Here is a 20,307-nt window from a genome sequence, read left to right as displayed (position 1 = left end):
GCGGGCGGCGTGGATCACAAGCTGCCTTTGTTCGGGTATCCTGTCAGCTTGTCAGCGCAGGCTGTGGGCTTGGATTTTTCTGGGTCGCCAGAAAATGGGCTGCCAGCTGGTCGAACACAGGTCCGCGCACATCTGGCGCTTCCATCATGACCTCGTGTTCACCATCGGGGATTTCGACCAAGGTGCCATTTGGCCAATTCGCCATCCGTGCCCGGATCGCCTTGCGGTCGACGATTTGTTCGTGACTTCCCAGAAAAGTCAGGCAGGGCGTTGCAGGCGCTGTCTGATCCATCAGCCACGCGCATTCGTCCAATGCTTCGCGCAGCCAGATTGTTGACGGGGCGCCTAGCGCCAGTTCGGGATGTGCCGCCAACTGGTCCTGCATCATCTTATACATTGCTGGATCGCGGGTCAGCATGTTGCCTTTAAACGGTTGCGCCAACACATAGCTTTCCAGCGTCGTGGTCGGGGGGGTCTTTTCGCCCAGGCCGATCCTTGGGCCCCAATAGGCCGTCAGGCGGCTGAGCGGTTTCATGATCGGCGTAAAGAATATGCCCCACATCGGGCCGGTAAAGGCGCAGGCCGCAAAGCAATCGTGTTCCAGCACGGCCCGCAGACCGATGGCCCCACCCATCGAATGACCAATCACATACCAGGGCTGCGGAAGGTCCAGTTCGGTTGCCAGATCCAGCGAAGCCTGAACGTCTTTCTGATAGTCCGCAAAGCTGTCCACGTGACCGACGCGCGGGTCATCCAGCAGGCGATCCGCCAGCCCCTGTCCCCGCCAATCAACGGAAAGGAAGGCAAACCCTCTGCCTACGAACTCGGACGCTGTGCCGCCGTACTTTTCGATGTATTCGGTGCGGCCCGGGAACATCATTATCGTTCCACAAGCCTCCTCTTCGGGCAGCCAATGGGCCACGCGAATTTGGGTATTGTCCGAGGTGTTCAGCCAATGGGCCTGACCACCGGCAGGAGCGCCGGCCACGTCTTCAAACAAAGGGGCCGGCGAAAAACCCATCAGGCCAGTGCCGATGCCAGTTGCATGGCGACACCCATGTCACCGTCCACAGTCAGCTTGCCGGACATGAAAGCACCGGTCGGGTTCAGTTCACCGCTGAGGATTTGCTCGAACGTGTCGGCATCTGCGCTCATGGTTACATCAGCGTCGTCTTCGCTGACGCGTGCGCCGTTTGCGTCCACAATGATTGATCCCATACCGGCGATTGCGAATTTGGCCGATGCGCCAAAATCACCGCCCGACAGTTTTTCGTTCAGCGCTGCTGCGGCTTTTTCCAGGGTTTCGCTCATGGTTATCCTCACTTTGATTTGTGCGCAGGGAATGGACATCCCTTGGCGCTACGCTACACTGAACGTTGTTATGGGCATTGCAAGCAACAATCTCAAATGTATCGTCGCGGCAACGGCGCTGCTAGTCACGTTTTCCATTCCTTGTCTTGCGCAACAGGCAGATTCTCGGGATGAGATAGAGCTATTGCAGCAACTGGTGCAATCAACTCCGGATCAGGCGATCAGCATTGATCGGCAACTCAAGGCGCTGTGGTCGCTTTCGGGTTCAGCCTCTGCGGATCTTCTTTTGGAGCGTGGGCGCGAGGCGCTTGATGACGGGAACGCCACGGCCGCGATCGAACACCTGACCGCGCTGACCGATCACGCCCCCGATTTTGCCGAAGGCTGGCATCTGCGCGCATCAGCCTTTTTTGGTGTCGAGCGTTTTGGTATGGCCGCAGCCGACTTGGAGCACGCGTTGACGCTGAACCCGAATAATTACGAGGCAATCTACGGATTGGGTTTGATTTTCGAAATAGTCGGGCAGCCTGATAAAGCGTTCCAGGCCTATGAGCGCGCGCTGTCTATACATCCCCATCACGAAGAAGTAACCAATGCTGTGAATCGACTGAAGCCTCAGGTCGAGGGCTCGGCCCTCTGAAGAACCGGGGCAGGGGGCAAAGGTGAGCGGGTCATCCCAAATCGTGGCCGTTCTTGGCCCAACCAACACAGGTAAAACCCATTACGCGATCGAGCGCATGCTGGGGCACCGGACGGGTGTGATCGGTCTGCCGCTGCGCCTTTTGGCGCGCGAGGTCTATGACAAGATCGTCGCCATTCGCGGCCCGTCTGTGGTGGCCCTTGTCACCGGCGAAGAACGGATCGTGCCGCCGCGTGCCCAATACTGGGTCTGCACGGTCGAGGCGATGCCCGAGGGCATGGGGGCCGATTTCCTGGCCATCGACGAAATCCAGCTGTGCGCTGATCCTGAGCGTGGCCATGTGTTCACCGACCGCCTGCTGCGGTCGCGCGGCACCAATGAAACGCTGTTTCTGGGCTCTGACACCATGCGCGGCCCGATTGCAGCGCTAGTTCCCGAGGCGCAGTTTGTGCGTCGCGAACGGATGTCGCAGCTGGTCTATTCTGGTTCGAAAAAGATAAGCCGCATGCCCGCGCGCAGTGCCATTGTCGGGTTCTCGGTCGATAACGTCTATGCCATTGCCGAGCTTCTACGTCGCCAAAAAGGCGGGGCGGCTGTGGTTATGGGCGCACTCAGCCCCCGGACACGGAACGCGCAGGTCGATCTGTATCAGAATGGCGAGGTTGACTATCTGGTCGCCACAGACGCCATTGGCATGGGGCTGAACCTAGATGTGGATCACGTGGCGTTTTCGGCGCTCAGCAAGTTTGATGGCCGCCGGATGCGTCCTTTGGCTCCGAATGAATTGGCTCAGATTGCCGGGCGGGCCGGGCGTGGCATGTCGGATGGCACCTTCGGCGTGACAGGTGAAGCTCCGCCGTTGGATGATGGTGTTGCGCAGGCGATCATGGACAGCCGCTTTACGCCGATGAAGAAGCTGAACTGGCGGAATGCCGCTTTGCGCTTTGGCTCAATTGACGCCCTGATCAACTCGCTCGAGGTCAGCCCGCAGGGCGAGCATCTGATCAAAGCGCGCCCCGCGGACGACCTGAACGTGCTGAAATCCCTGTCGCAAGTGACCGAGATCATGGCGCGCGCCAGCGACGGCCCATCCGTCCGGATGCTGTGGAATGTGTGCCGTATCCCCGATTTTCGCGGTATCAGCCACGCTGAACACGCCAGTCTGCTCGAGGTGATCTACGGTCACCTGCACGAGAGCGGTACGATCCCCGATGACTTCATGGCGCGACAAATTCGCCGGATCGACCGCACCGATGGCGATATTGATGCATTGTCCAAAAGGTTGGCATATATTCGCACCTGGACATATGTTGCGCAACGAAACGGCTGGGTGCGTGACGAATCCCATTGGCGCGCTGAAACCCGCGCTGTAGAAGACAGAGTGTCAGACGCGTTACACGACCGTTTGACTCAGCGATTTGTGGACCGGCGCACGTCTGTGTTGCTGCGCCGGCTCAAACAGAAGGAGGCCCTTTTGGCCGAAGTAAATGACAAGGGTGAAGTGACCGTCGAAGGCGAATTCGTCGGTCGTTTGGAAGGGTTCCGGTTTACCCCGGACAAAAGCGCGCAGGGAACCGAGGCGAAAGCTTTGAAATCGGCATCGCTGCAAGCACTCGCGCCGCAATTCCATCTGCGTGCCGACCGCTTCTATAATGCGCCCGATACCGAAATTGATTTTACCGATCAGGGTGGCCTGATGTGGGGCGAATATGCCGTCGGCAAACTGGTTGCTGGGGCCGAACCTCTCAAGCCGATGGTCGAAGTGTTTGTGGATGAGGCCGCTGGGCCGGATGTTGAACAGAAGGTTCAGCGTCGTTTGCAGCATTTCATCGACCGCAAAGTGGCCGCGCTGTTCGAGCCGCTGCTTACCTTGTCACGGGACGAAGAGCTTTCGGGCCTGGCGAAGGGATTTGCGTTCCGCATGGTCGAAGGGCTGGGCATTCTGCCCCGCGCTGGCGTTGCGCAAGATGTCAAAGATCTGGATCAGGATGCCCGTGGCGCACTGCGCAAGCACGGTATTCGGTTCGGTCAGTTCACTATCTTCATGCCGTTGCTGCTCAAGCCTGCCCCGACGCGTCTGCGCTTGGTGCTGTGGGCTCTCACCAATGGACTGCAGGAATTCCCTGACGCACCGCCTCCGGGTCTGGTGACGGTGCCAGTCGCCAAGGATGCGCCGCAAGGCTACGACAATATGTGCGGATATCGCGACGCCGGTGAGCGTTCGATCCGCATCGACATGCTGGAACGTTTGGCTGATATGCTGCGTGCCGAAGACAGCAGGGGCGGTTTTGAAGCCAAGCCCGACATGCTGTCCATTACCGGTATGACGCTGGAGCAGTTCGCGGACCTGATGCAAGGGCTGGGCTACAAGGCCGAGCGTGGCGAGCGCGAAAAGGTCAAGGTAGCTCTGGTCGAGGCCGAAAAGCCAGCGACAGAGGCCTCAGCGCAGCCAGCCGCCGAAGAAACCACCGTGCCCGAGGCCGGACCCGAAGAGGTCGCCGCACCCGCCGAGGCGCCAGCCGAGGCCACCGCAAGCACCGAGGCGGCAGCCGAGGCTTCCGGATCGGACGAGCCCGAAGTTGAAGTGTTCTATTCCTTTACGTGGGGCCGTCAGCGTCAGGCCAACCGGGGTCCGCGTCGCGAGCCTCGGCAAGGGCAGGCCAAAGGCAAGCCACGTGGTAAACCTCAGGACGGGCGCGGAAAGCCACAAGGCAAGAAGGGTGGCAAACCGCAAGGTGCCAAGTCCTTCTCCTCCCGGCCTCCGAAAAAGGAAAAGGCCATCGATCCGGATAACCCGTTTGCTGCTGCGCTGATGGGTTTGAAGGACGGTAGCTGATCGCAGATGGCTGATGAGGCCAAGCTGCGGATCGACAAATGGTTGTGGCAGGCGCGGTTCTTCAAGACCCGCAGCCTGGCCGCCAAACAGGTCAGCAGTGGTCACGTCAGGATGAACGGACACCGGATCTTGAAACCGGCGCAAGCGGTTGGACCCGGTGATGTTCTGACTTTCCCTCAGGGGCGTGTTGTTCGCGTCGTTCGCATTGAAAAGCTTGGTGAACGGCGCGGTCCGGCGCCCGAGGCGCAAACACTGTATTTCGATATGACTGAAAAACAGGACACACCGCCGCGAAATCCGGGTTTTGAAGGAAAAGGTCGCCCTACCAAGAAGGATCGGCGCGCGCTTGATCTTTCTCGCATGTCAGGGGACTGATCCTACCTTGAAGATAGCGCAATACTGGACTAGCTAAACGACAAAGCGCAAACGGGAAACCAATTATGACCTACGTCGTCACCGAAAACTGCATCGCCTGCAAATACACCGACTGTGTCGAAGTGTGTCCGGTGGACTGTTTTTACGAAGGTGAGAACACGCTGGTTATTCATCCTGACGAGTGCATCGACTGCGGCGTGTGCGAACCGGAATGCCCCGCCGATGCGATCCGCCCGGACACCGAACCCGGAATGGACCAGTGGGTCGAATTCAACCGTAAATTCTCGGAACAATGGCCGGTGATCGTGACTAAGAAAGACCCGTTGCCCGACGCCGAAGAGCGTGACGGCGAAGAGGGCAAGATGGAAAAGTATTTCTCAGAAGCGCCCGGCGAAGGTGGCTAGGCGATTCGCGCTCTGAACTTGCTGGTTCAGATGTAAAAACATGCCTTATTGCCTTGAAATTCCTGATGTTTCAGGATCTCGGAATGGCCTGCGCTTTTAAGTGTCGCAATTTTGTGATATACTCATAAGCTGAAAGATGAATGAGATGGGGATGTACTCCGTAAGTATGAATACTTTGGAGTTCTGATTTTTTGGAAAACCAAACACCTGACGGGGCCGGGGATGGCACCGGCTTGTGTGTTTTGTTGTCCACGCCTCGCTCTGTAAACAAGGATGAACCTGTATGTCTAAGTCGAAAAAGCTTGAGTTCCGCCCGAATGACTATGTTGTTTACCCTGCGCATGGCGTGGGTCAGATCATTTCGATCGAAGAGCAAGAAGTCGCGGGATACTCACTCGAGCTGTTCGTCATCTCTTTTGAAAAAGACAAAATGACCCTGCGGGTACCGACCAACAAGGTGACTGAATCCGGTCTGCGGTCGCTCAGCTCGCCGGATGTCATCAGTCAGGCGATGAAAACGCTGAAGGGTAAGGCTAAGGTGAAACGCGCCATGTGGTCGCGCCGGGCGCAGGAGTATGAGCAAAAGATCAACTCAGGCGACCTGATCTCGATCGCGGAAGTGGTTCGTGACCTGCACCGTACGGACGATCAGCGCGAGCAGAGCTATTCTGAGCGCCAGCTCTATGAGGCGGCGCTGGAACGTCTGACCCGCGAAGTCGCGGCCGTTTCTGGCGCAGGAGAGGTTTCGGCCGCCAAGCAGGTGGATGAGGTTCTGGTCTCACGTGCACCCGCCGCCGCCTGATTGCAGAGAATTGTGGATTTGAGGCCGCTCCTTCCGGGGGTGGCCTTTTTTCATGTCTGGTCGCTTGGTGAAATCCGCATTTGCAGCTAATTTCCCAGTAGCTAGAGGCGGGTAGATGGTCAGATTGAAGCAAACCGTTAAGTTTCTGTATGTCGCGCACGACCCTGTCTCGGTTTGGTTCCGGTACGGCCTGATCGTGTTTGACGCGGTTTCTATCGTGTTCTTCATCGCCACTGCCAACGTGACACATGGGCCGGGAATTACATTTGCCAGCTTATGCATCGGATTTGTGATCCTTGTGGATTTTTTAGCCAGGCTGTGGATCGCCAAGGATCGTTGGAAACTACTGCGCAAGGTTTACACGCTAGCGGACATTGTGGTGATTGTCTCACTGCTGCTGGATCCGTTTTTACCAGGAAACCTGGCTTTTGTCCGGATCCTGCGCGCCTTGCGCCTGATCCATTCCTATCATTTGCTGCGGGATCTGCGGCGCGACAGTCAATTCTTTCGCACCCATGAAGATGCGGTAATTGCAGCGATCAATCTGATGGTGTTTGTCTTTGCGACCTCTACGGCAGTTTTGGTCTTCTTCATTCCGGACAGCAGCCAAACTGCCTATATCGATGCGCTTTACTTTACCATGGCCACGCTGACCACGACCGGGTTTGGCGACATTACTTTGGACACACCGGGTGGAAAGCTGTTTTCGGTGTTTATTATGGTGGTAGGGGTGGCGCTGTTTGTGCGATTGGCACAAGCAATCTTTATGCCGCAGAAGGTGCGCCATAAATGCCCCAGCTGCGGGTTGTACCGCCATGATCCCGATGCGGTACATTGTAAGCACTGCGGCGAAGTCCTGAAGATCGAAACCGGCGGAACGGTCTAAAGCGCTGCGACAGCAACGGCGAGGAACGAAAGCTCTGCCAGTTGTTGTGTTGCGCCCAGAACGTCGCCGGTCTGGCCGTTGATCTTGGTTTTTGCTAAACCGGCCAAACCAGCAATAGTCACCGAGGCGATCAGTATAGCGATCAAAGCTCCCGATCCCATCAGAACTACGGCGCAAACAACTGCCAAAACCATCCCAACAAGGACGGTTCTGACACTTGGTCCGCCGACCGTGTGGCTCAGCCCACTGTTGCGGGCATTGGGCAAGGTCGCCATCAGCACCGGCATAAAGGCGCGCGAGATGATGCAGGCGGCAAGGATCGCCCCATAGAGACCGGCCGTCAACAAGGCCCCCATCAGGATTACCCGCAGCACTTGTGAAAAGATCAGCGCCAGAACGCCATAGGTCCCGATATGGCTGTCCTTCATGATTTCCAGCCGACGTTCGGGCGTGAAACCACCCCAAAGCCCATCAACCGTATCGGCCAGCCCATCCTCGTGCATGGCACCGGTGCTGATCACCAAAGTTGCAATCAGCAGAACTGCACCAGCCGTTGGAGGCAGGGTAAGCGCCATTGCAGCCCAGCCCACACCACAGGCCAACAGCCCGACAATCATTCCGACCACCGGAAAGGCCCAAGCGGCGTCGGCCTGCCGGGCAAACACATTCTCGGGCAGGCGCGGCACGGGCAAACGGGTCAGCAGGACCAGCGCCAGCGGAATATCCCACACGGAAAAGGGTTTGGTGTCGTTTTTATGCACTCCCGCGCCTTTCGGGGTCTTGTTGGTCTGGACGGTTCGGTTAAACACACAGGACCACTCTGATGCAACGAGGCTTTGAATGCTGCCCCAACTTAGTGACCTGAAAACCTTTCGTGAGGCTCTCAATGGGGCTTCGGGGCCGGATGGGGCCGCGCTGCAAGGAGCGGCTGACCGCAACGGGCAGCTGACCAAACCGCCCGGGGCGCTTGGTCGGCTTGAGGACCTGGCGATCTGGTATGCGGGCTGGCGTGGGGATGCCCGGCCGCTAATTTCTGCACCGCAGGTCATTGTGTTCGCCGGAAATCACGGCGTGACAGCACAGGGTGTTTCAGCCTTTCCGCCGGAAGTGACCGTGCAGATGGTCATGAACTTTGAACATGGTGGCGCGGCGATCAATCAACTGGCCAAAGCGGCGGGCGCGACAATGGATGTGCACGCGCTGGAACTGGACCGCCCGACTGCAGATTTCACCACAGGTCCCGCAATGACCGAAACTGAACTTGTGCAGGCCCTGCGCGTCGGATGGACGGCCGTGGACCCCAATGCCGATCTTTTGGTAGTCGGAGAGATGGGCATCGGCAACACCACCCCGGCAGCTGCCATTGCCTGTGCCCTGTATGGTGGTGATGCCGCTGACTGGACCGGGCGTGGAACCGGTGTAGACGATGCTGGGCTGGCCAACAAAACCCGTGTGGTGGCCGAGGGCGTTACTTTGCACGCAGATTCTGGTGACGGGCTGGATATTCTACGCTGCCTGGGCGGACGAGAGATTGCAGCTATGGCCGGTGCGATAGCAGCAGCGCGTATCCTGCGCATTCCGGTTGTTCTGGACGGCTTCATCTGCTCGGCGGCTGCGGCCTGTCTGGCGAATGTGCGCTCGGATGCTCTGGATCACGCGGTGGCAGGCCATCAAAGTGCCGAGGGTGCGCACGGCGCTGTTCTGGCGCAGCTTGGCAAGAAACCCTTGCTTGATCTGGGCCTGCGGTTGGGCGAAGGCTCGGGCGGGGCGTTGGCGATCAACATCCTCAAAAGCGCCGTGGCGTGTCATTCGGGTATGGCGACCTTTGCCGAGGCAGGTGTCTCGGACGGGTAAACAATGCCGCCTGATCCGGGTTTGACCAGATCAGGCAGACTTTTTGGCGTGTTTTTCAGCCAGCTCCAAAAGCTCTGTTTCCAGATCCTTTTCAAGCTGTTGCGCCCGTTCGATGTATTTCTTGTTTTCCCCTGTGGGCATTCCGGGAATCCACAGTTCAGCCAGTTCGCGAACCGAGGTCCGGTCGTGATGATAAAAGGTCTGTTCGGCCTGTGCGGCCTCGTATTCGCTTAGACCCGTATTTTCCAGAACATAGCGACCAGCCCGGAGCGAGCTGTCAAACATCTCGCGCACGATATCGTTAGCCCCGGCCTGGTACAGTTCGTATACATGTGTCCGGTCGCGCGCACGCGCAACGATATGCAGGTCCGGGCGCTGACGCCGGGCGTAGCTTACCAAACGGGTAACTTGTTTCGGATCATCCATCGCAGCAACCAGCACGGTAGCTTTTTCAAGCCCTGCCGCCCTCAGCAATTCCGGGCGGGTGGGATCGCCCAAAAACCCTTTGACGCCAAAGCGGCGCATCAGCTGAACTGTCTCGATGTCGTGATCCAGAACTACGGTTTTTAACCCGCTGGCGCGAACAAGGCGGTTCACGATCTGACCAAAGCGCCCAATACCCGCGATGATCACCGGCCCTTTCTCATCAATCTCGTCGGGTTCAGGGGTAGGTGTGCCATCGCCGATACGGCGGGACAACACATCGTAGATGATGAACAAAAGCGGTGTGATCAGCATGGTCAGTGCGATGATCATCAGCAGTTTTTGCGACAGGTCGGGGGGAATTACATTCTGTTGTGTTGAAAAGGCCAGCAGAACAAATCCGAACTCGCCGGCCTGCGCCAACCCAAGCGCAAACAGCCATTGGTCACGCCCACGCAGGTTAAAAGCGCGCCCGACTACGTATAGAATAATCCCCTTGGTCAGGATCACCAAAAGAGCCAACCCGATCAGCTCTAACGGGTCGTTGAAGAAATAGGCGACATCGATTCCGGCCCCGACGGTGATAAAGAACAGGCCCAAAAAAAGGCCCTTGAACGGTTCAAGGTCGCTTTCCATCTCATGCCGGAATTCCGAACTGGCCAGAACAACGCCAGCCAGAAACGCGCCCAAAGCGGGGGACAGGCCCACAAGGGTCATTAGAAAGGAAATCCCGACAACGATCATCAAGGCCAGAGCGGTGTACATCTCGCGCAGGCGGGTTGCGTGGATGAACCGGAACAGGGGGCGGGTCAGGTAGACGCCCGCCAGAATGACAAAGGCAATGGCGCCAAGGGTAACCAGCGTGACCGCCCAGCCGGGCAGGCCTTCGACCAAAGACAGGCTGTGGTGTCCGGCGCCGTGCAGGTCCTTTGCAGCGCGGTCGATCGATCCGTCGTTTTCGATATGGGGAATGGCGGGCAAGGCCAGCAGCGGCAGAAAAGCCAGAATGGGAATGACCGCGATATCCTGTGTCAACAGCACCGAAAAGGTCGCGCGACCGCCATTGGTACGCATCAGGCCCTTTTCCGACAGTGTTTGCAGAACAATCGCAGTGGAGGACAGTGACAACGTTAACCCAACAGCCAGCGCCACTGACCAGGGATGGTTCGCATACATGGCTACACCGGCAATCGCGGCGGTCGACAAACCAACCTGCAATCCGCCGAGTCCCAATAGCCGGTCACGCATATCCCATAAAGCGCGTGGCTCAAGCTCTAGCCCGATCAGGAACAGCATCATCACCACGCCGAACTCGGCCACGTGCTGCAGGCTTTCAGTTTCAGCGCCCACAAGGCCAAAAACCGGGCCGATGACGATGCCAGCGGCCAAATACCCCAACACAGATCCCAACCCCAGACGTGCCGATAGGGGCACGGCGATCACGGCAGCTGCCAGATAGATCGAAGCCTGGTAGAGGAAGTCGTCCATTTTCGTCCTTTCGGTCGGGTTACGTCGGCAATGGCGCGTCGCGTTTAAGTTGATCCATCACGATCTGGCTTTGAATCCGTGCCACGGCAGGATGCGGCAGGATCACCTGATGAAGCAAGCGATTGAGCCCGGATAGATCGTCGCAATAGACATGTAGCAGGTAATCTGCCTCGCCGGTCATCGTCCAGGCGCTGGTGATCTCAGCGCGGGTATCGACCAGACGGGCAAAGCTCTCGGATTGCTCTGGCCCATGGGTGCCCAGATGCACCTGAATGAACCCTTGCACGTGCAGCCCCAGCTTTAGCGGGTCCAGCCGAGCGGCATAGCCGGTGATGTACCCCTCGGCCTCTAGCCTCTGTCGGCGCCGACCAGCCTGACTGGGCGACAGGTTGAGCAATTCGCCCAATTGGTGCGCGGTCAGATGGGCATCCTTTTGCAATGCGGACAGCAGGCGCGTGTCGGTGGAATCCAACATATGCGGAAGTTCTCCATATTTCGTCTAAACGATGCGGGTTTTGCGCGCTTGAATGCAGCTTACACGAAAACAATGCGCAGAAACAGCGGCGGTTAAGGCGTATTTTGGAATCAGCAAAGAAATTCCTGTTTTTGAGGAGACGCGCCATGGGTCCTTTCCCGCATACCGCCCCGAAATCTGTCATCAGTCCCGAAAACCCCGCCGGCACCGACGGGTTTGAGTTTGTCGAATTCGCCCATCCGGAACCACAGGAGTTGCGCGATCTGTTTGCCAAAATGGGGTACGATCTCGTCGGTCACCACACGGATAAACCAGCGATTGAGCTATGGCAGCAGGGTGATGTGACATACATCCTCAACGCCGATCCCGACAGCTTTGCCGCGCGCTTTGCAGCCGAGCACGGCCCATGCGCGCCCGCGATGGGCTGGCGTGTGGTGGATGCGCAAAAGGCCTATGACCATGCGGTTGCCCAAGGGGCCGAGCCGTATGATGCGGCGGACAAGACATTGGACGTTCCGGCAATCAAAGGCATCGGGGGGTCGCTGATCTATTTTATTGACCAGTATCACGACACCTCGCCCTATAACCAGGAATTCACCTGGACCCAGCAATCCAAACCGCGCGGCGACGGGTTCTATTACCTCGATCACCTGACGCATAACGTCTACAAAGGAAATATGGACAAGTGGTTCAAGTTCTACGAGAAATTGTTCAACTTCCGTGAAATCCGGTTTTTCGACATTCAGGGCAAGTTTACCGGTCTGTTCAGCCGGGCTCTGACCTCGCCCTGCGGACGTATTCGCATTCCGATCAACGAAGATCGCGGCGAGACCGGGCAGATCGTGTCATACCTTAACAAGTACAAAGGCGAGGGAATTCAGCATATCGCGGTGGGCAGTGAAGATATCTATGCCTCGACCGATGCGATTGCTGAAAAAGGTCTGAAGTTCATGCCGGGGCCGAACGAGGCCTATTACGACATGTCCAAAGAGCGCGTTGTCGACCACGAAGAGCCATTGGACCGGATGATGAAGCACGGCATCCTGATCGACGGAGAAGGCGTTCTGGATGGGGGGGAGACCAGAATTCTGCTGCAGATCTTCTCAAAAACCGTAATCGGACCGATCTTTTTTGAGTTCATCCAACGCAAGGGTGACGATGGGTTTGGTGAGGGAAACTTTAAGGCTTTGTTCGAATCCATCGAACGTGAGCAGATCGAAAGCGGTGAAATTACAGCTGCTTAGTGAGTTAACCTAAGGTGGGGTGACCTCAATGGCTTGCCCCATCCCTTATCCACGCGGCATTTTCAATGTCGTGTTCTTACCACGTTTTTGATAGCGTAACTCGCTGTCGCCGATGGCGATAACTTTACCGCCGTCCAACCTGTCTCCGACCTTCAGCTTTTTGTACCGACCGCTGGGCAAGCGTACCAAGGCCCGCCGGTTGGCAGGCGTGCCGTACACACCAATCAGGTTCAACCGGCGCAGGTTCAGGGCGTTGTCGATCGTCGCCTGCCGTGCCACGGACGCAGACGACGGAATCTTGGGCGCGACGGCACGGGGCTGGAACGATCCTGCCTCAGCGTCGGATTGCGTGATCGCTGCTGTCGAGCCGAGATTTGCAGTTTGCGTGCCGGATGATGGTGCCAGTCCCGCAGGGCGTGGTTTGGGTCGCGGGACCCGCACAACCGCCAAAGCGGTTGGGGTTTCATCCACCTGAGGTTGTTCCTGCACGGATTTGGGCCGCAGTTTAGGGCGCAGAACCGCCAGTTCCTGGCGGGTGCGTCCGCCAAGTTGCTGACGTTCGAACCGATCAATCAGATCGCTGGGACGGGGTTTGGGGCGCAGTTCGGCCAGAGGATTTTGGGGTTCTTGTTCAATTGGTTCCTGTTCAAACCGAACGGGGATCTCTGGCGGCACTTTCGACGGGCGCCCCAGATAGACAACGATGCCGTCAGGGTTCAGGGTGCCTTCGGCGGTGGGCGTGACAAGACCGCGGTCATCCAGCGCCACGTTTGTGCCGACCGCACTTGGAACGGAAATCGGTTCAAAAGGCGCGTCGGTGGCAAAGCTGTCAACCGGCGGTAACGCCACCGCATCGCGGGACAGATTGGAATTGTCGACAGAGGCTAGGTAAAGTTCTTCAGTTTTGGGTTCAGCCGGGATCTCTGGCGCGCCGGGGGCTGTGGTCTGCAAGCCCGGCTGTGTCGGATCTTCCTGCGGTTCGGGATCGCGCGCTACATCCTCTACGGTTGTTGGTGCGACGTTCAACGCCTCAAGGATTGCAGCATCTGTAGCGGTTAGGTCCGATGGCTCCGGCGTAACCGGATCAGGCTGAGGACTTTCTAAAGCCGCTGTTTCAGTAGTTGTTTCGTCAGCGGTGGCTTCTGGCGGATCAACCTGTGTGTTAGCCACAAGCGGTTCGGCAGAGGGCACATCTTCCTGCACCTGCACCGTTTCGGAAACTGGGTACCGATCTGTATCCGACCCGGTCATTGTCCATGCACCTAATCCCACGGCAAGCAAAACGGCGGCGGCCACCGCAGCGGGAATGGCATAGCGCGAGGCGAGAAGGCCTGTGGCAGGCCTTGGAGCTTCGCCCGAGGCCTCAACCGGGGCCGACCTGAACACATCCGGGGCCGTTGTGGCGGCGATGGCATGAACGGTTGGCGCATCCTCTGCTTGTGGCTCTGGTGATGGTACCCGGACCTCGGCTGGGGTTGCGACGGACATGTCGGGCTCTGATATCGAAAACGTGGGCTCTGTCGGAAAATCCTGTGCGTCCGCATCAGTGCTGAACTGAACCGGAATAAACCCGTGTTCTGTGGCGAATTCCTGTGCCTCAACCAATGTCTGTTTGGTAACGGCGGCCACATAGGTGGTTGCGTCGACCGTCGTCGAGGAAAACGCCAGATCATCGACTGAATACGGCGTCTCACCCGCCAGCGCGGCTTTCAATGCTTGTTCGTTTTCTTTGTCCGAAAGCCCGTCTGTAGGCGCTGAAATGTACCGAACCTGATCTTCGGGAATCACCAATTTGCAGCTCAGGTCGTTTGCAATGGCAAATCCCTGGTCACGCAGGGCGCGCACCTGATCCTTTAGGTCGGGCGCGTCCAATGCGATCTCGCCCACGCAGAACCAGTCGTCATCCGATTGGTGGTGCAGAGAAATTCCGGTGGCAGAAAAAGACAGCGCAAAGGCAGGTTTCATAATCCGGAAGAACCATAATTATCAGCATCAATGCAAACGACATCTCGTCCGCAGCCCGACATTAAAGCAGGATCCCGCCGAGGGAAAGAAAAAGCCGTGGGTTCCCCTTGTTCCACACGCCCTGTCCATCCCATGTTGTGATTGAAGAATTTGGAGGGAAGACTTTGAAGAAACTCGCTTTTCTAACGGCTGTTTTGGCGATCACGGCGGCAGGAATGGCCCATGCGGAAGAACGTCGCATCACCGTGGATGCAGCCGGTACCGTGCAGGCCGCACCCGACATGGCAACGATCACATTGGGTGTGACAAACGAAGACCCGCAGGCCTCAGCCGCGATGCAAGCAACGTCCGAGGCCGTGACGCAGATTCTGACGCGGCTGGATGACATGGGGGTCGAAGCCCGCGATGTTCAGACCCGCGATCTGTCTTTGTCTCCTGTTTGGACTGGCCGCAACAGCAGTGGCGACCGGCCCGAGATTTCAGGGTTTGTCGCCTCGAACAGCGTGCTGGTGCGTGTCCGCGATCTGACCCAGCTTGGCACCATTATGGACGCGGTCATCCAGGACGGGGCCAATGATTTCGGCGGGTTGAACTTCGGTGTGCAAGACCCGGCGCCGTTACAGGCTGAGGCGCGCGCCAAAGCAGTAGGAGAGGCAACGGCGAAGGCTGAACAACTGGCACAGGCTGCCAACGTGACACTCGGCCCGGTTCAGCAGATTAGCGAACAGGTTGGTGGATCGTTCCCGGTGGCTCAGATGCGGGCGGTAAACATGTCCGAAGCAGGCAGCGTGCCGGTAGCAGGCGGCGAGATTTCAGTCTCGGTCAATGTGACGATGGAGTTTGGGATTTCGGACTGACCTTTACCCTTGGGCCCGGGCCATCAGCGGTTTTCGTTGCTGGCCCGTCTCGTCGAAATTGTCTGGTGACAGCCAGCTTTCGAACGCGTCGCGAATGCGAGGCCATTCGCTATCCAGAATTGAATACCACGCCGTATCCCGGTTGCGCCCCTTATAGTGGGTCGCCTGTCTGAACACGCCTTCAAAGGTGAACCCCAACCGTTCGGCCGCACTGCGGGACGGCGCATTCAGGGCGTCGCACTTCCACTCGTACCGGCGATAGCCAAGCTCGTCGAAAACACGGCGCATCATCAGATACATCGTTTCGGTCGATTGTGGTTTGCGTTGCAACAGGGGCGAGAAATGGATGTGTCCAACCTCAATGGCTCCTGCCGCCGGTGCGATCCGCAGGAATGAGGCCATGCCGACCGGCATATCAGAGCGGTCGAGTACCGTGTGAAACATCGGGTCAGCATCGCTGCAAGAGGCACGGGTCCATTCGTTAAAGTCATGCTCAGAAGCGAACGGCCCGTAGGGCAGGTATGTCCAGTTCCGGCCATCTGCGTCATTGGCAAAGGCCCGAAACAACCCGGGTGAGTGCCTGTTCACGTCCAGTGGCACAACAGAGCAATACTGGCCTTCCATTGGCGTATAGGGCGGTGTCGGGCGCGGAAACGCGCCCTCAACCGGTTTGCCAATTGGCTGACCCAGATCGTTTGTGTCGTGCCCTGCCATCGCTTAGCTGTTTGCCTTGGCCAGAGCCTGATCCAGATCGGCGATCAGATCGTTGGCGTCTTCGATACCGATGGACAAGCGCACAACATTGGGTCCTGCGCCTGCGGCCTCTTGCTGTTCGGGGCTCAACTGACGGTGCGTGGTCGAGGCCGAGTGGATGATTAGCGACCGCGCGTCTCCAAGGTTGGCCACGTGGCTGAAGATCTCCAACGCGTTCACCAGTTTGACACAGGCCTCATAGCCGCCTTTGACAGCAAAGGTGAACAACGCACCGGCGCCTTTGGGGTAATGTGCTTTAACACGTTCGGAATACGGTGACGAAGGCAAACCAGCATAGGTGACGTAGTCGACACGGTCGTCTGCCTCTAACCAAGCAGCGATCTTTTGGGCATTTTCAACGTGGCGCTCCATCCGCAGAGACAGAGTTTCTATCCCCATCAGCGTGTAATGCGCCGCCTGTGGGTTCATCGTCATGCCCAGATCGCGCAGACCGATCGCAATGCTGTGGAAGGTAAAGGCCAGCGGGCCAAAGGTCTCGTGGAATTTCAACCCATGATAAGCCGTTTCTGGTTGGCTGAGCGAAGGGAACTTGTCGCTTGCCGACCAGTCGAACTTGCCCGAATCCACGACACAGCCACCTGTGACAGTGCCGTTGCCCGTCAGGTATTTGGTGGTCGAATGCACAACCAGCGACGCGCCGTGTTCGATCGGCCGGCACAGGTAAGGCGTGGCTGAGGTGTTGTCGACGATCAGCGGAATGCCCGCCGCATCCGCCACATCCGCCAGCGCGCGAATATCGGTGACATAGCCACCTGGATTGGCGATGGATTCGCAGAATATCGCGCGGGTGTTTTCGTCGATGGCACCTTTCACGGCGTCCAGATCATCGGTATCGACAAATGTGGCCGACCAGCCAAAACGTTTGATCGTCTGGCTGAACTGCGTGACCGTGCCGCCGTAAAGACGGGTTGAGGCCACGATGTTGCAACCAGGCCCCATCAACGGGAACAGCGCCATGATTTGCGCCGCGTGACCCGAGGAGCAGCAGACCGCGCCGACGCCGCCCTCCAGCGTGGCGATACGTTCCTGCAGCACGGCCACTGTCGGGTTGGTCAGGCGCGAATAGATAAAGCCCACCTCTTGCAGGTTGAACAGGGCGGCAGCGTGGTCTGCGTCGCGGAATACATAAGCGGTCGTCTGGTAGATGGGCGTCTGACGCGCGCCGGTTGCCGGATCGGGCCGCGCACCCGCGTGAATTTGCAGCGTGTCAAAACCATGTGTTGGACCGTCTGACATCTTTATGATCTCCCGTTGGAATTAGTGTTGTTGAATCTCTAGGCGATTGGTGGCGTGCGCACAACATTGCTGTCAGCGCATCCAAAGCCCCTTGCTTTTGATCGTCTTGCGAATGACCTGCTCGCGCTGAGGCAGGCTATCGCGGTCGAACAGGTCCCGGATTTTGTGCCCTTTGCGCTGTAGAACCAGCTTCTTGATTGGGTCATAGCCCTTGAGCACTTTCTTGACCCGGTTCGGTGCGACAACCGTTTCGAGCACGTCGATCACATGGTCGCTTTCGCGTGCGTAAAGCAGTGGGAACAGGCGATAGTGGCAACTGACCGAACCATCCAGCAGGCCCACTGGCAGGGCGTCCCGCCCGCCGCCAAAGGAATGAATGACCAGTGGTAGCGCGACTTGGTCCAGCCAGGGGTTCAGGTTCTGTCCGACCAGTTCAGGGATATCGCCATCCCGTATCGTACGGGCATAGTGCAGGAACCTTTCACCAAAATTCCGCGGGCAAGAGTAAAAGAAATACCCCGCGTTGAAATACAGGTAGCGCCGCCAGTAATCCACCGGCTGGCTGGTATCCAACGCGCTGTCAAAATCAAGATCAAAGTGGCGGTAAAGAGCGCTCCAGATACCGTCCAGCCCAGGACCATAGAGCGTGGGTTTCGGCCAGGATCCTTCGACTTTCAGCGACGCACCAGGCCAGTCGAAATCAAACGGAACGCTGTTCAGATCGCCGGTGATCAGTGTGTCGCTGTCGAAGAATACAAAGGGCTCGCCTTCTGGCAGGGCCATCAAAGCTTCGATCTTGTTGCCATAGGGATAACTGCCGCCAAAGACTTGATTGTCAAAAGGCAAAATCTCGGTGTCCAGCTGACCAAGTGCCTTTAATACGTCCTCGTCGCGGATACTCGGGTCCTGCTGCCAAAGCGGTCCGGGCTGTGGCATCGCCACAAACAGCCGACCTGCGAAATCGGGGCAGCTGTGGCGCAATGAGGCCGCGAACAGCAGCGCCTCATACTGCAGCCGGTTGTTTTGCCCGATGATGACGATGTTGAACTTCGTGGGGCTGGCCTGCATCGCGAGTCTTTCGGATTTTCGGCCGTTAGCCGGCACTGCTGGGTCTTTGTCGGACCCACATTACGCAGCAGAACCGGCTAAAACCAGACGCAACCAACACCTGTCCGGCGAATTTTCCAAGCGGTCCCATGCGTGTCTGACCAACTTTGATTCCTGCGATCAGAGGTCCAGATATCATCGATTGAACGAAAAACAGGCGATTTTGGCGCCAATTTGGCTAGGTTTCCAGGGTTTCTGCATTTTTTGACCATTTGAGAAATTTTACCAATTGATAAAAAATCAGAATGTGGCAAGCTGAGGTCATAACAAACATATCTACAGGGAGTAGAGCGATGGCACAGGGCCAGATGGTCCCCGGCATTGTCTCCGGGCGACTTTCCAGCGATGAGCTGACCTCGAATTTCACGGATCTGCATCCGCCACTGGCCCCGCACGAGGCCGCGGTGGCAGCAGATCGGTGCTATTTTTGCTATGACGCGCCATGTGTGACGGCCTGTCCCACGGACATCGATATTCCGTTGTTCATGCGGCAAATTCAGGCCGGTCAACCCGAAGCGGCGGGCGAAACGATCCTGGCGCAGAACATTCTGGGCGGCATGTGCGCCCGTGTATGCCCCACGGAAACGCTGTGTGAAGAGGCCTGCGTACGTGAGACAGCCGAAGGCGCGCCGGTTGAGATCGGTCGCTTGCAGCGGTACGCGACAGACAGCGTCATGGTCGCAGGGGATCACCCGTTTGACCGCGCCGCGCCGACAGGCAAGTCCATTGCCGTCGTTGGGGCAGGGCCCGCAGGTCTGGCCTGTGCGCATCGTCTGGCGATGCTGGGCCATGACGTGGTGATCCATGAAGGCAAGCCCAAGCCGGGTGGTCTGAATGAATATGGGATCGCCGCTTACAAATCGACCAATGACTTCGCACAGGCCGAGGTTGACTGGCTGATGAAAATTGGCGGCATTTCGATCGAAACCGGCTCAGTTCTGGGCGAAGGGGTCTCGCTGAACGGTCTGGTTGAGAATTATGATGCGGTTTTCCTGTCCATCGGTCTGGCCGGGGTAAACGCGTTGCGAACGCAGGGGGCAGATCTGGACGGTGTGCGCCATGCTGTTGATTTCATCTCGGACGTGCGTCAGGCCTCGGATTTGGGGCATTTGCCAGTTGGCCGCAACGTTGTTGTCATAGGTGGTGGCATGACGGCTGTAGACGCGGCGGTGAAGTCGAAACTGCTGGGCGCAGAACATGTCACCATCGCCTATCGTCGTGACCGCGATGCGATGGGGGCCAGCCGATATGAACAGGATCTGGCCGCTTCGCACGGTGTCAGGATCATGACCAATGTTCAGCCCGTGACGGTTCATGGAAACGGGGCGGCGGCAGAGATTGAATTGGAGTATACTGCCAGCCATGATGGCCAACTGTCCGGAACCGGAGAGAAAATCCGCGTACCCGCTGATCAGGTTCTTAAGGCCATCGGTCAGACGCTGGAAGGTGCACCCGAAGGGCTGGCGCTGGACGGCAACAAGATCGCTGTGGACGAGGCCGGGCGCACATCTTTGTCAGGCGTCTGGGCCGGGGGCGATTGTGCATCCGGCGGCGAAGACCTGACCGTGACCGCCGTGGCCGAAGGTCGGGATGCGGCGATGGATATCCACGCGTCTTTGACCGCGTGAAA

At 57.9% G+C, this 20,307-nt stretch carries 19 protein-coding genes; 10 read left to right on the top strand and 9 right to left on the bottom strand.

The features are described 5' to 3' along the window. Positions 1-43: 43 nt before the first annotated feature. Together SJY13_RS05475 and SJY13_RS05470 are read right to left on the bottom strand one after the other, a co-directional pair. On the bottom strand, positions 44-1,021 hold the full coding sequence (locus SJY13_RS05475) for an alpha/beta fold hydrolase (RefSeq protein ID WP_377188647.1): 978 nt from the start codon (positions 1,019-1,021) through the stop codon (positions 44-46). Continuing rightward, a complete protein-coding gene (locus SJY13_RS05470; RefSeq protein WP_085821732.1) occupies positions 1,021-1,311 on the bottom strand; it encodes an SCP2 sterol-binding domain-containing protein in 291 nt (96 codons plus the stop codon). Before SJY13_RS05470 ends, SJY13_RS05475 begins: the two co-directional genes overlap by 1 nt. 31 nt (positions 1,312-1,342) lie before the next feature. Between SJY13_RS05470 and SJY13_RS05465 the strand changes: the two genes are divergently transcribed. The 6 genes from SJY13_RS05465 to SJY13_RS05440 all read left to right on the top strand — a co-directional run bounded on the left by SJY13_RS05465 (position 1,343) and on the right by SJY13_RS05440 (position 7,254). Next, positions 1,343-1,951: a tetratricopeptide repeat protein gene (locus SJY13_RS05465; protein WP_377193575.1), complete on the top strand. Its 609-nt coding sequence runs from the start codon at positions 1,343-1,345 to the stop codon at positions 1,949-1,951. A 22-nt stretch (positions 1,952-1,973) separates the two neighbouring features. Next, positions 1,974-4,787 carry a helicase-related protein gene (locus tag SJY13_RS05460; RefSeq protein ID WP_377188644.1) on the top strand — a complete coding sequence of 938 codons (2,814 nt, stop codon included), beginning with the start codon at positions 1,974-1,976 and terminating at the stop codon, positions 4,785-4,787. A 6-nt stretch (positions 4,788-4,793) separates the two neighbouring features. Beyond that, positions 4,794-5,162 carry an RNA-binding S4 domain-containing protein gene (locus SJY13_RS05455; RefSeq protein ID WP_377188642.1) on the top strand — a complete coding sequence of 123 codons (369 nt, stop codon included), beginning with the start codon at positions 4,794-4,796 and terminating at the stop codon, positions 5,160-5,162. Between the two features lie 65 nt (positions 5,163-5,227). After that, the gene (fdxA, locus tag SJY13_RS05450; protein WP_085821728.1) at positions 5,228-5,566 is read left to right on the top strand and encodes a ferredoxin FdxA; all 339 of its coding nucleotides are present in this window, start codon (positions 5,228-5,230) and stop codon (positions 5,564-5,566) included. Between the two features lie 283 nt (positions 5,567-5,849). Next, positions 5,850-6,368, top strand: coding sequence for a CarD family transcriptional regulator (locus SJY13_RS05445; RefSeq protein ID WP_085821727.1), 519 nt, complete (start codon positions 5,850-5,852; stop codon positions 6,366-6,368). Positions 6,369-6,483: 115 nt separating this feature from the next. After that, positions 6,484-7,254, top strand: a complete 771-nt coding sequence (locus SJY13_RS05440) for a potassium channel family protein (protein ID WP_377188637.1) — start codon at positions 6,484-6,486, stop codon at positions 7,252-7,254. On the opposite strand, the gene cobS is transcribed toward SJY13_RS05440, so the two are convergent. Then, the gene (gene cobS / locus SJY13_RS05435) at positions 7,251-8,015 is read right to left on the bottom strand and encodes an adenosylcobinamide-GDP ribazoletransferase (protein ID WP_377188634.1); all 765 of its coding nucleotides are present in this window, start codon (positions 8,013-8,015) and stop codon (positions 7,251-7,253) included. The two genes, SJY13_RS05440 and cobS, sit on opposite strands and share 4 nt — an antisense overlap. Before the next feature lie 79 nt (positions 8,016-8,094). Here cobS and cobT point away from each other — a divergent pair, with 79 nt between their 5' ends. After that, positions 8,095-9,108: a nicotinate-nucleotide--dimethylbenzimidazole phosphoribosyltransferase gene (cobT, locus tag SJY13_RS05430; protein WP_377188631.1), complete on the top strand. Its 1,014-nt coding sequence runs from the start codon at positions 8,095-8,097 to the stop codon at positions 9,106-9,108. A 30-nt stretch (positions 9,109-9,138) separates the two neighbouring features. Here cobT and SJY13_RS05425 read toward each other — a convergent pair whose 3' ends face one another. Continuing rightward, positions 9,139-11,019, bottom strand: coding sequence for a monovalent cation:proton antiporter-2 (CPA2) family protein (locus SJY13_RS05425; protein WP_085821724.1), 1,881 nt, complete (start codon positions 11,017-11,019; stop codon positions 9,139-9,141). Positions 11,020-11,038: 19 nt separating this feature from the next. Next, entirely contained in the window at positions 11,039-11,494 is a 456-nt protein-coding gene (locus tag SJY13_RS05420; protein WP_085821723.1) for an Lrp/AsnC family transcriptional regulator, read from the bottom strand. A 146-nt stretch (positions 11,495-11,640) separates the two neighbouring features. Between SJY13_RS05420 and hppD the strand changes: the two genes are divergently transcribed. Next, complete coding sequence (gene hppD, locus SJY13_RS05415; RefSeq protein WP_377188626.1) at positions 11,641-12,738, top strand: 4-hydroxyphenylpyruvate dioxygenase; 1,098 nt, start codon at positions 11,641-11,643, stop codon at positions 12,736-12,738. Between the two features lie 45 nt (positions 12,739-12,783). On the opposite strand, the gene SJY13_RS05410 is transcribed toward hppD, so the two are convergent. Next, complete coding sequence (locus SJY13_RS05410) at positions 12,784-14,703, bottom strand: hypothetical protein (protein ID WP_377188623.1); 1,920 nt, start codon at positions 14,701-14,703, stop codon at positions 12,784-12,786. 164 nt (positions 14,704-14,867) lie between these two features. Between SJY13_RS05410 and SJY13_RS05405 the strand changes: the two genes are divergently transcribed. After that, on the top strand, positions 14,868-15,560 hold the full coding sequence (locus SJY13_RS05405) for an SIMPL domain-containing protein (protein WP_085821720.1): 693 nt from the start codon (positions 14,868-14,870) through the stop codon (positions 15,558-15,560). Between the two features lie 3 nt (positions 15,561-15,563). Here SJY13_RS05405 and SJY13_RS05400 read toward each other — a convergent pair whose 3' ends face one another. The 3 genes from SJY13_RS05400 to SJY13_RS05390 form a co-directional block, all read right to left on the bottom strand. Next, on the bottom strand, positions 15,564-16,274 hold the full coding sequence (locus SJY13_RS05400; RefSeq protein ID WP_377188620.1) for a GNAT family N-acetyltransferase: 711 nt from the start codon (positions 16,272-16,274) through the stop codon (positions 15,564-15,566). A gap of 3 nt (positions 16,275-16,277) precedes the next feature. Continuing rightward, positions 16,278-17,570: an O-acetylhomoserine aminocarboxypropyltransferase/cysteine synthase family protein gene (locus SJY13_RS05395; RefSeq protein ID WP_377188617.1), complete on the bottom strand. Its 1,293-nt coding sequence runs from the start codon at positions 17,568-17,570 to the stop codon at positions 16,278-16,280. A gap of 72 nt (positions 17,571-17,642) precedes the next feature. After that, positions 17,643-18,638 carry a hypothetical protein gene (locus SJY13_RS05390; RefSeq protein WP_377188614.1) on the bottom strand — a complete coding sequence of 332 codons (996 nt, stop codon included), beginning with the start codon at positions 18,636-18,638 and terminating at the stop codon, positions 17,643-17,645. 332 nt (positions 18,639-18,970) lie between these two features. Between SJY13_RS05390 and SJY13_RS05385 the strand changes: the two genes are divergently transcribed. Beyond that, positions 18,971-20,305: an NAD(P)-dependent oxidoreductase gene (locus SJY13_RS05385; protein ID WP_377188611.1), complete on the top strand. Its 1,335-nt coding sequence runs from the start codon at positions 18,971-18,973 to the stop codon at positions 20,303-20,305. The last annotated feature ends 2 nt before the right edge of the window (positions 20,306-20,307 follow it).

The organism is Ruegeria meonggei, assembly GCF_042768335.1.
GTDB classification, from domain to species: domain Bacteria; phylum Pseudomonadota; class Alphaproteobacteria; order Rhodobacterales; family Rhodobacteraceae; genus Ruegeria; species Ruegeria meonggei.
This window is presented reverse-complemented; position numbering and strand designations above follow the sequence as displayed.

Excerpts from the sequence above, each read along its gene's own strand:
- fdxA (WP_085821728.1), top strand. The coding sequence starts at position 5,228 with ATGACCTACGTCGTCACCGAAAACTGCATCGCCTGCAAATACACCGAC.
- SJY13_RS05400 (WP_377188620.1), bottom strand. The coding sequence starts at position 16,274 with ATGGCAGGGCACGACACAAACGATCTGGGTCAGCCAATTGGCAAACCG.
- SJY13_RS05455 (WP_377188642.1), top strand. The coding sequence starts at position 4,794 with ATGGCTGATGAGGCCAAGCTGCGGATCGACAAATGGTTGTGGCAGGCG.
- SJY13_RS05440 (WP_377188637.1), top strand. The coding sequence starts at position 6,484 with ATGGTCAGATTGAAGCAAACCGTTAAGTTTCTGTATGTCGCGCACGAC.
- SJY13_RS05420 (WP_085821723.1), bottom strand. The coding sequence starts at position 11,494 with ATGTTGGATTCCACCGACACGCGCCTGCTGTCCGCATTGCAAAAGGAT.
- SJY13_RS05385 (WP_377188611.1), top strand. The coding sequence starts at position 18,971 with ATGGCACAGGGCCAGATGGTCCCCGGCATTGTCTCCGGGCGACTTTCC.
- SJY13_RS05410 (WP_377188623.1), bottom strand. The coding sequence starts at position 14,703 with ATGAAACCTGCCTTTGCGCTGTCTTTTTCTGCCACCGGAATTTCTCTG.
- SJY13_RS05425 (WP_085821724.1), bottom strand. The coding sequence starts at position 11,019 with ATGGACGACTTCCTCTACCAGGCTTCGATCTATCTGGCAGCTGCCGTG.
- hppD (WP_377188626.1), top strand. The coding sequence starts at position 11,641 with ATGGGTCCTTTCCCGCATACCGCCCCGAAATCTGTCATCAGTCCCGAA.
- SJY13_RS05390 (WP_377188614.1), bottom strand. The coding sequence starts at position 18,638 with ATGCAGGCCAGCCCCACGAAGTTCAACATCGTCATCATCGGGCAAAAC.
- SJY13_RS05465 (WP_377193575.1), top strand. The coding sequence starts at position 1,343 with ATGGACATCCCTTGGCGCTACGCTACACTGAACGTTGTTATGGGCATT.
- SJY13_RS05395 (WP_377188617.1), bottom strand. The coding sequence starts at position 17,570 with ATGTCAGACGGTCCAACACATGGTTTTGACACGCTGCAAATTCACGCG.
- cobT (WP_377188631.1), top strand. The coding sequence starts at position 8,095 with ATGCTGCCCCAACTTAGTGACCTGAAAACCTTTCGTGAGGCTCTCAAT.
- SJY13_RS05475 (WP_377188647.1), bottom strand. The coding sequence starts at position 1,021 with ATGGGTTTTTCGCCGGCCCCTTTGTTTGAAGACGTGGCCGGCGCTCCT.
- SJY13_RS05445 (WP_085821727.1), top strand. The coding sequence starts at position 5,850 with ATGTCTAAGTCGAAAAAGCTTGAGTTCCGCCCGAATGACTATGTTGTT.
- SJY13_RS05470 (WP_085821732.1), bottom strand. The coding sequence starts at position 1,311 with ATGAGCGAAACCCTGGAAAAAGCCGCAGCAGCGCTGAACGAAAAACTG.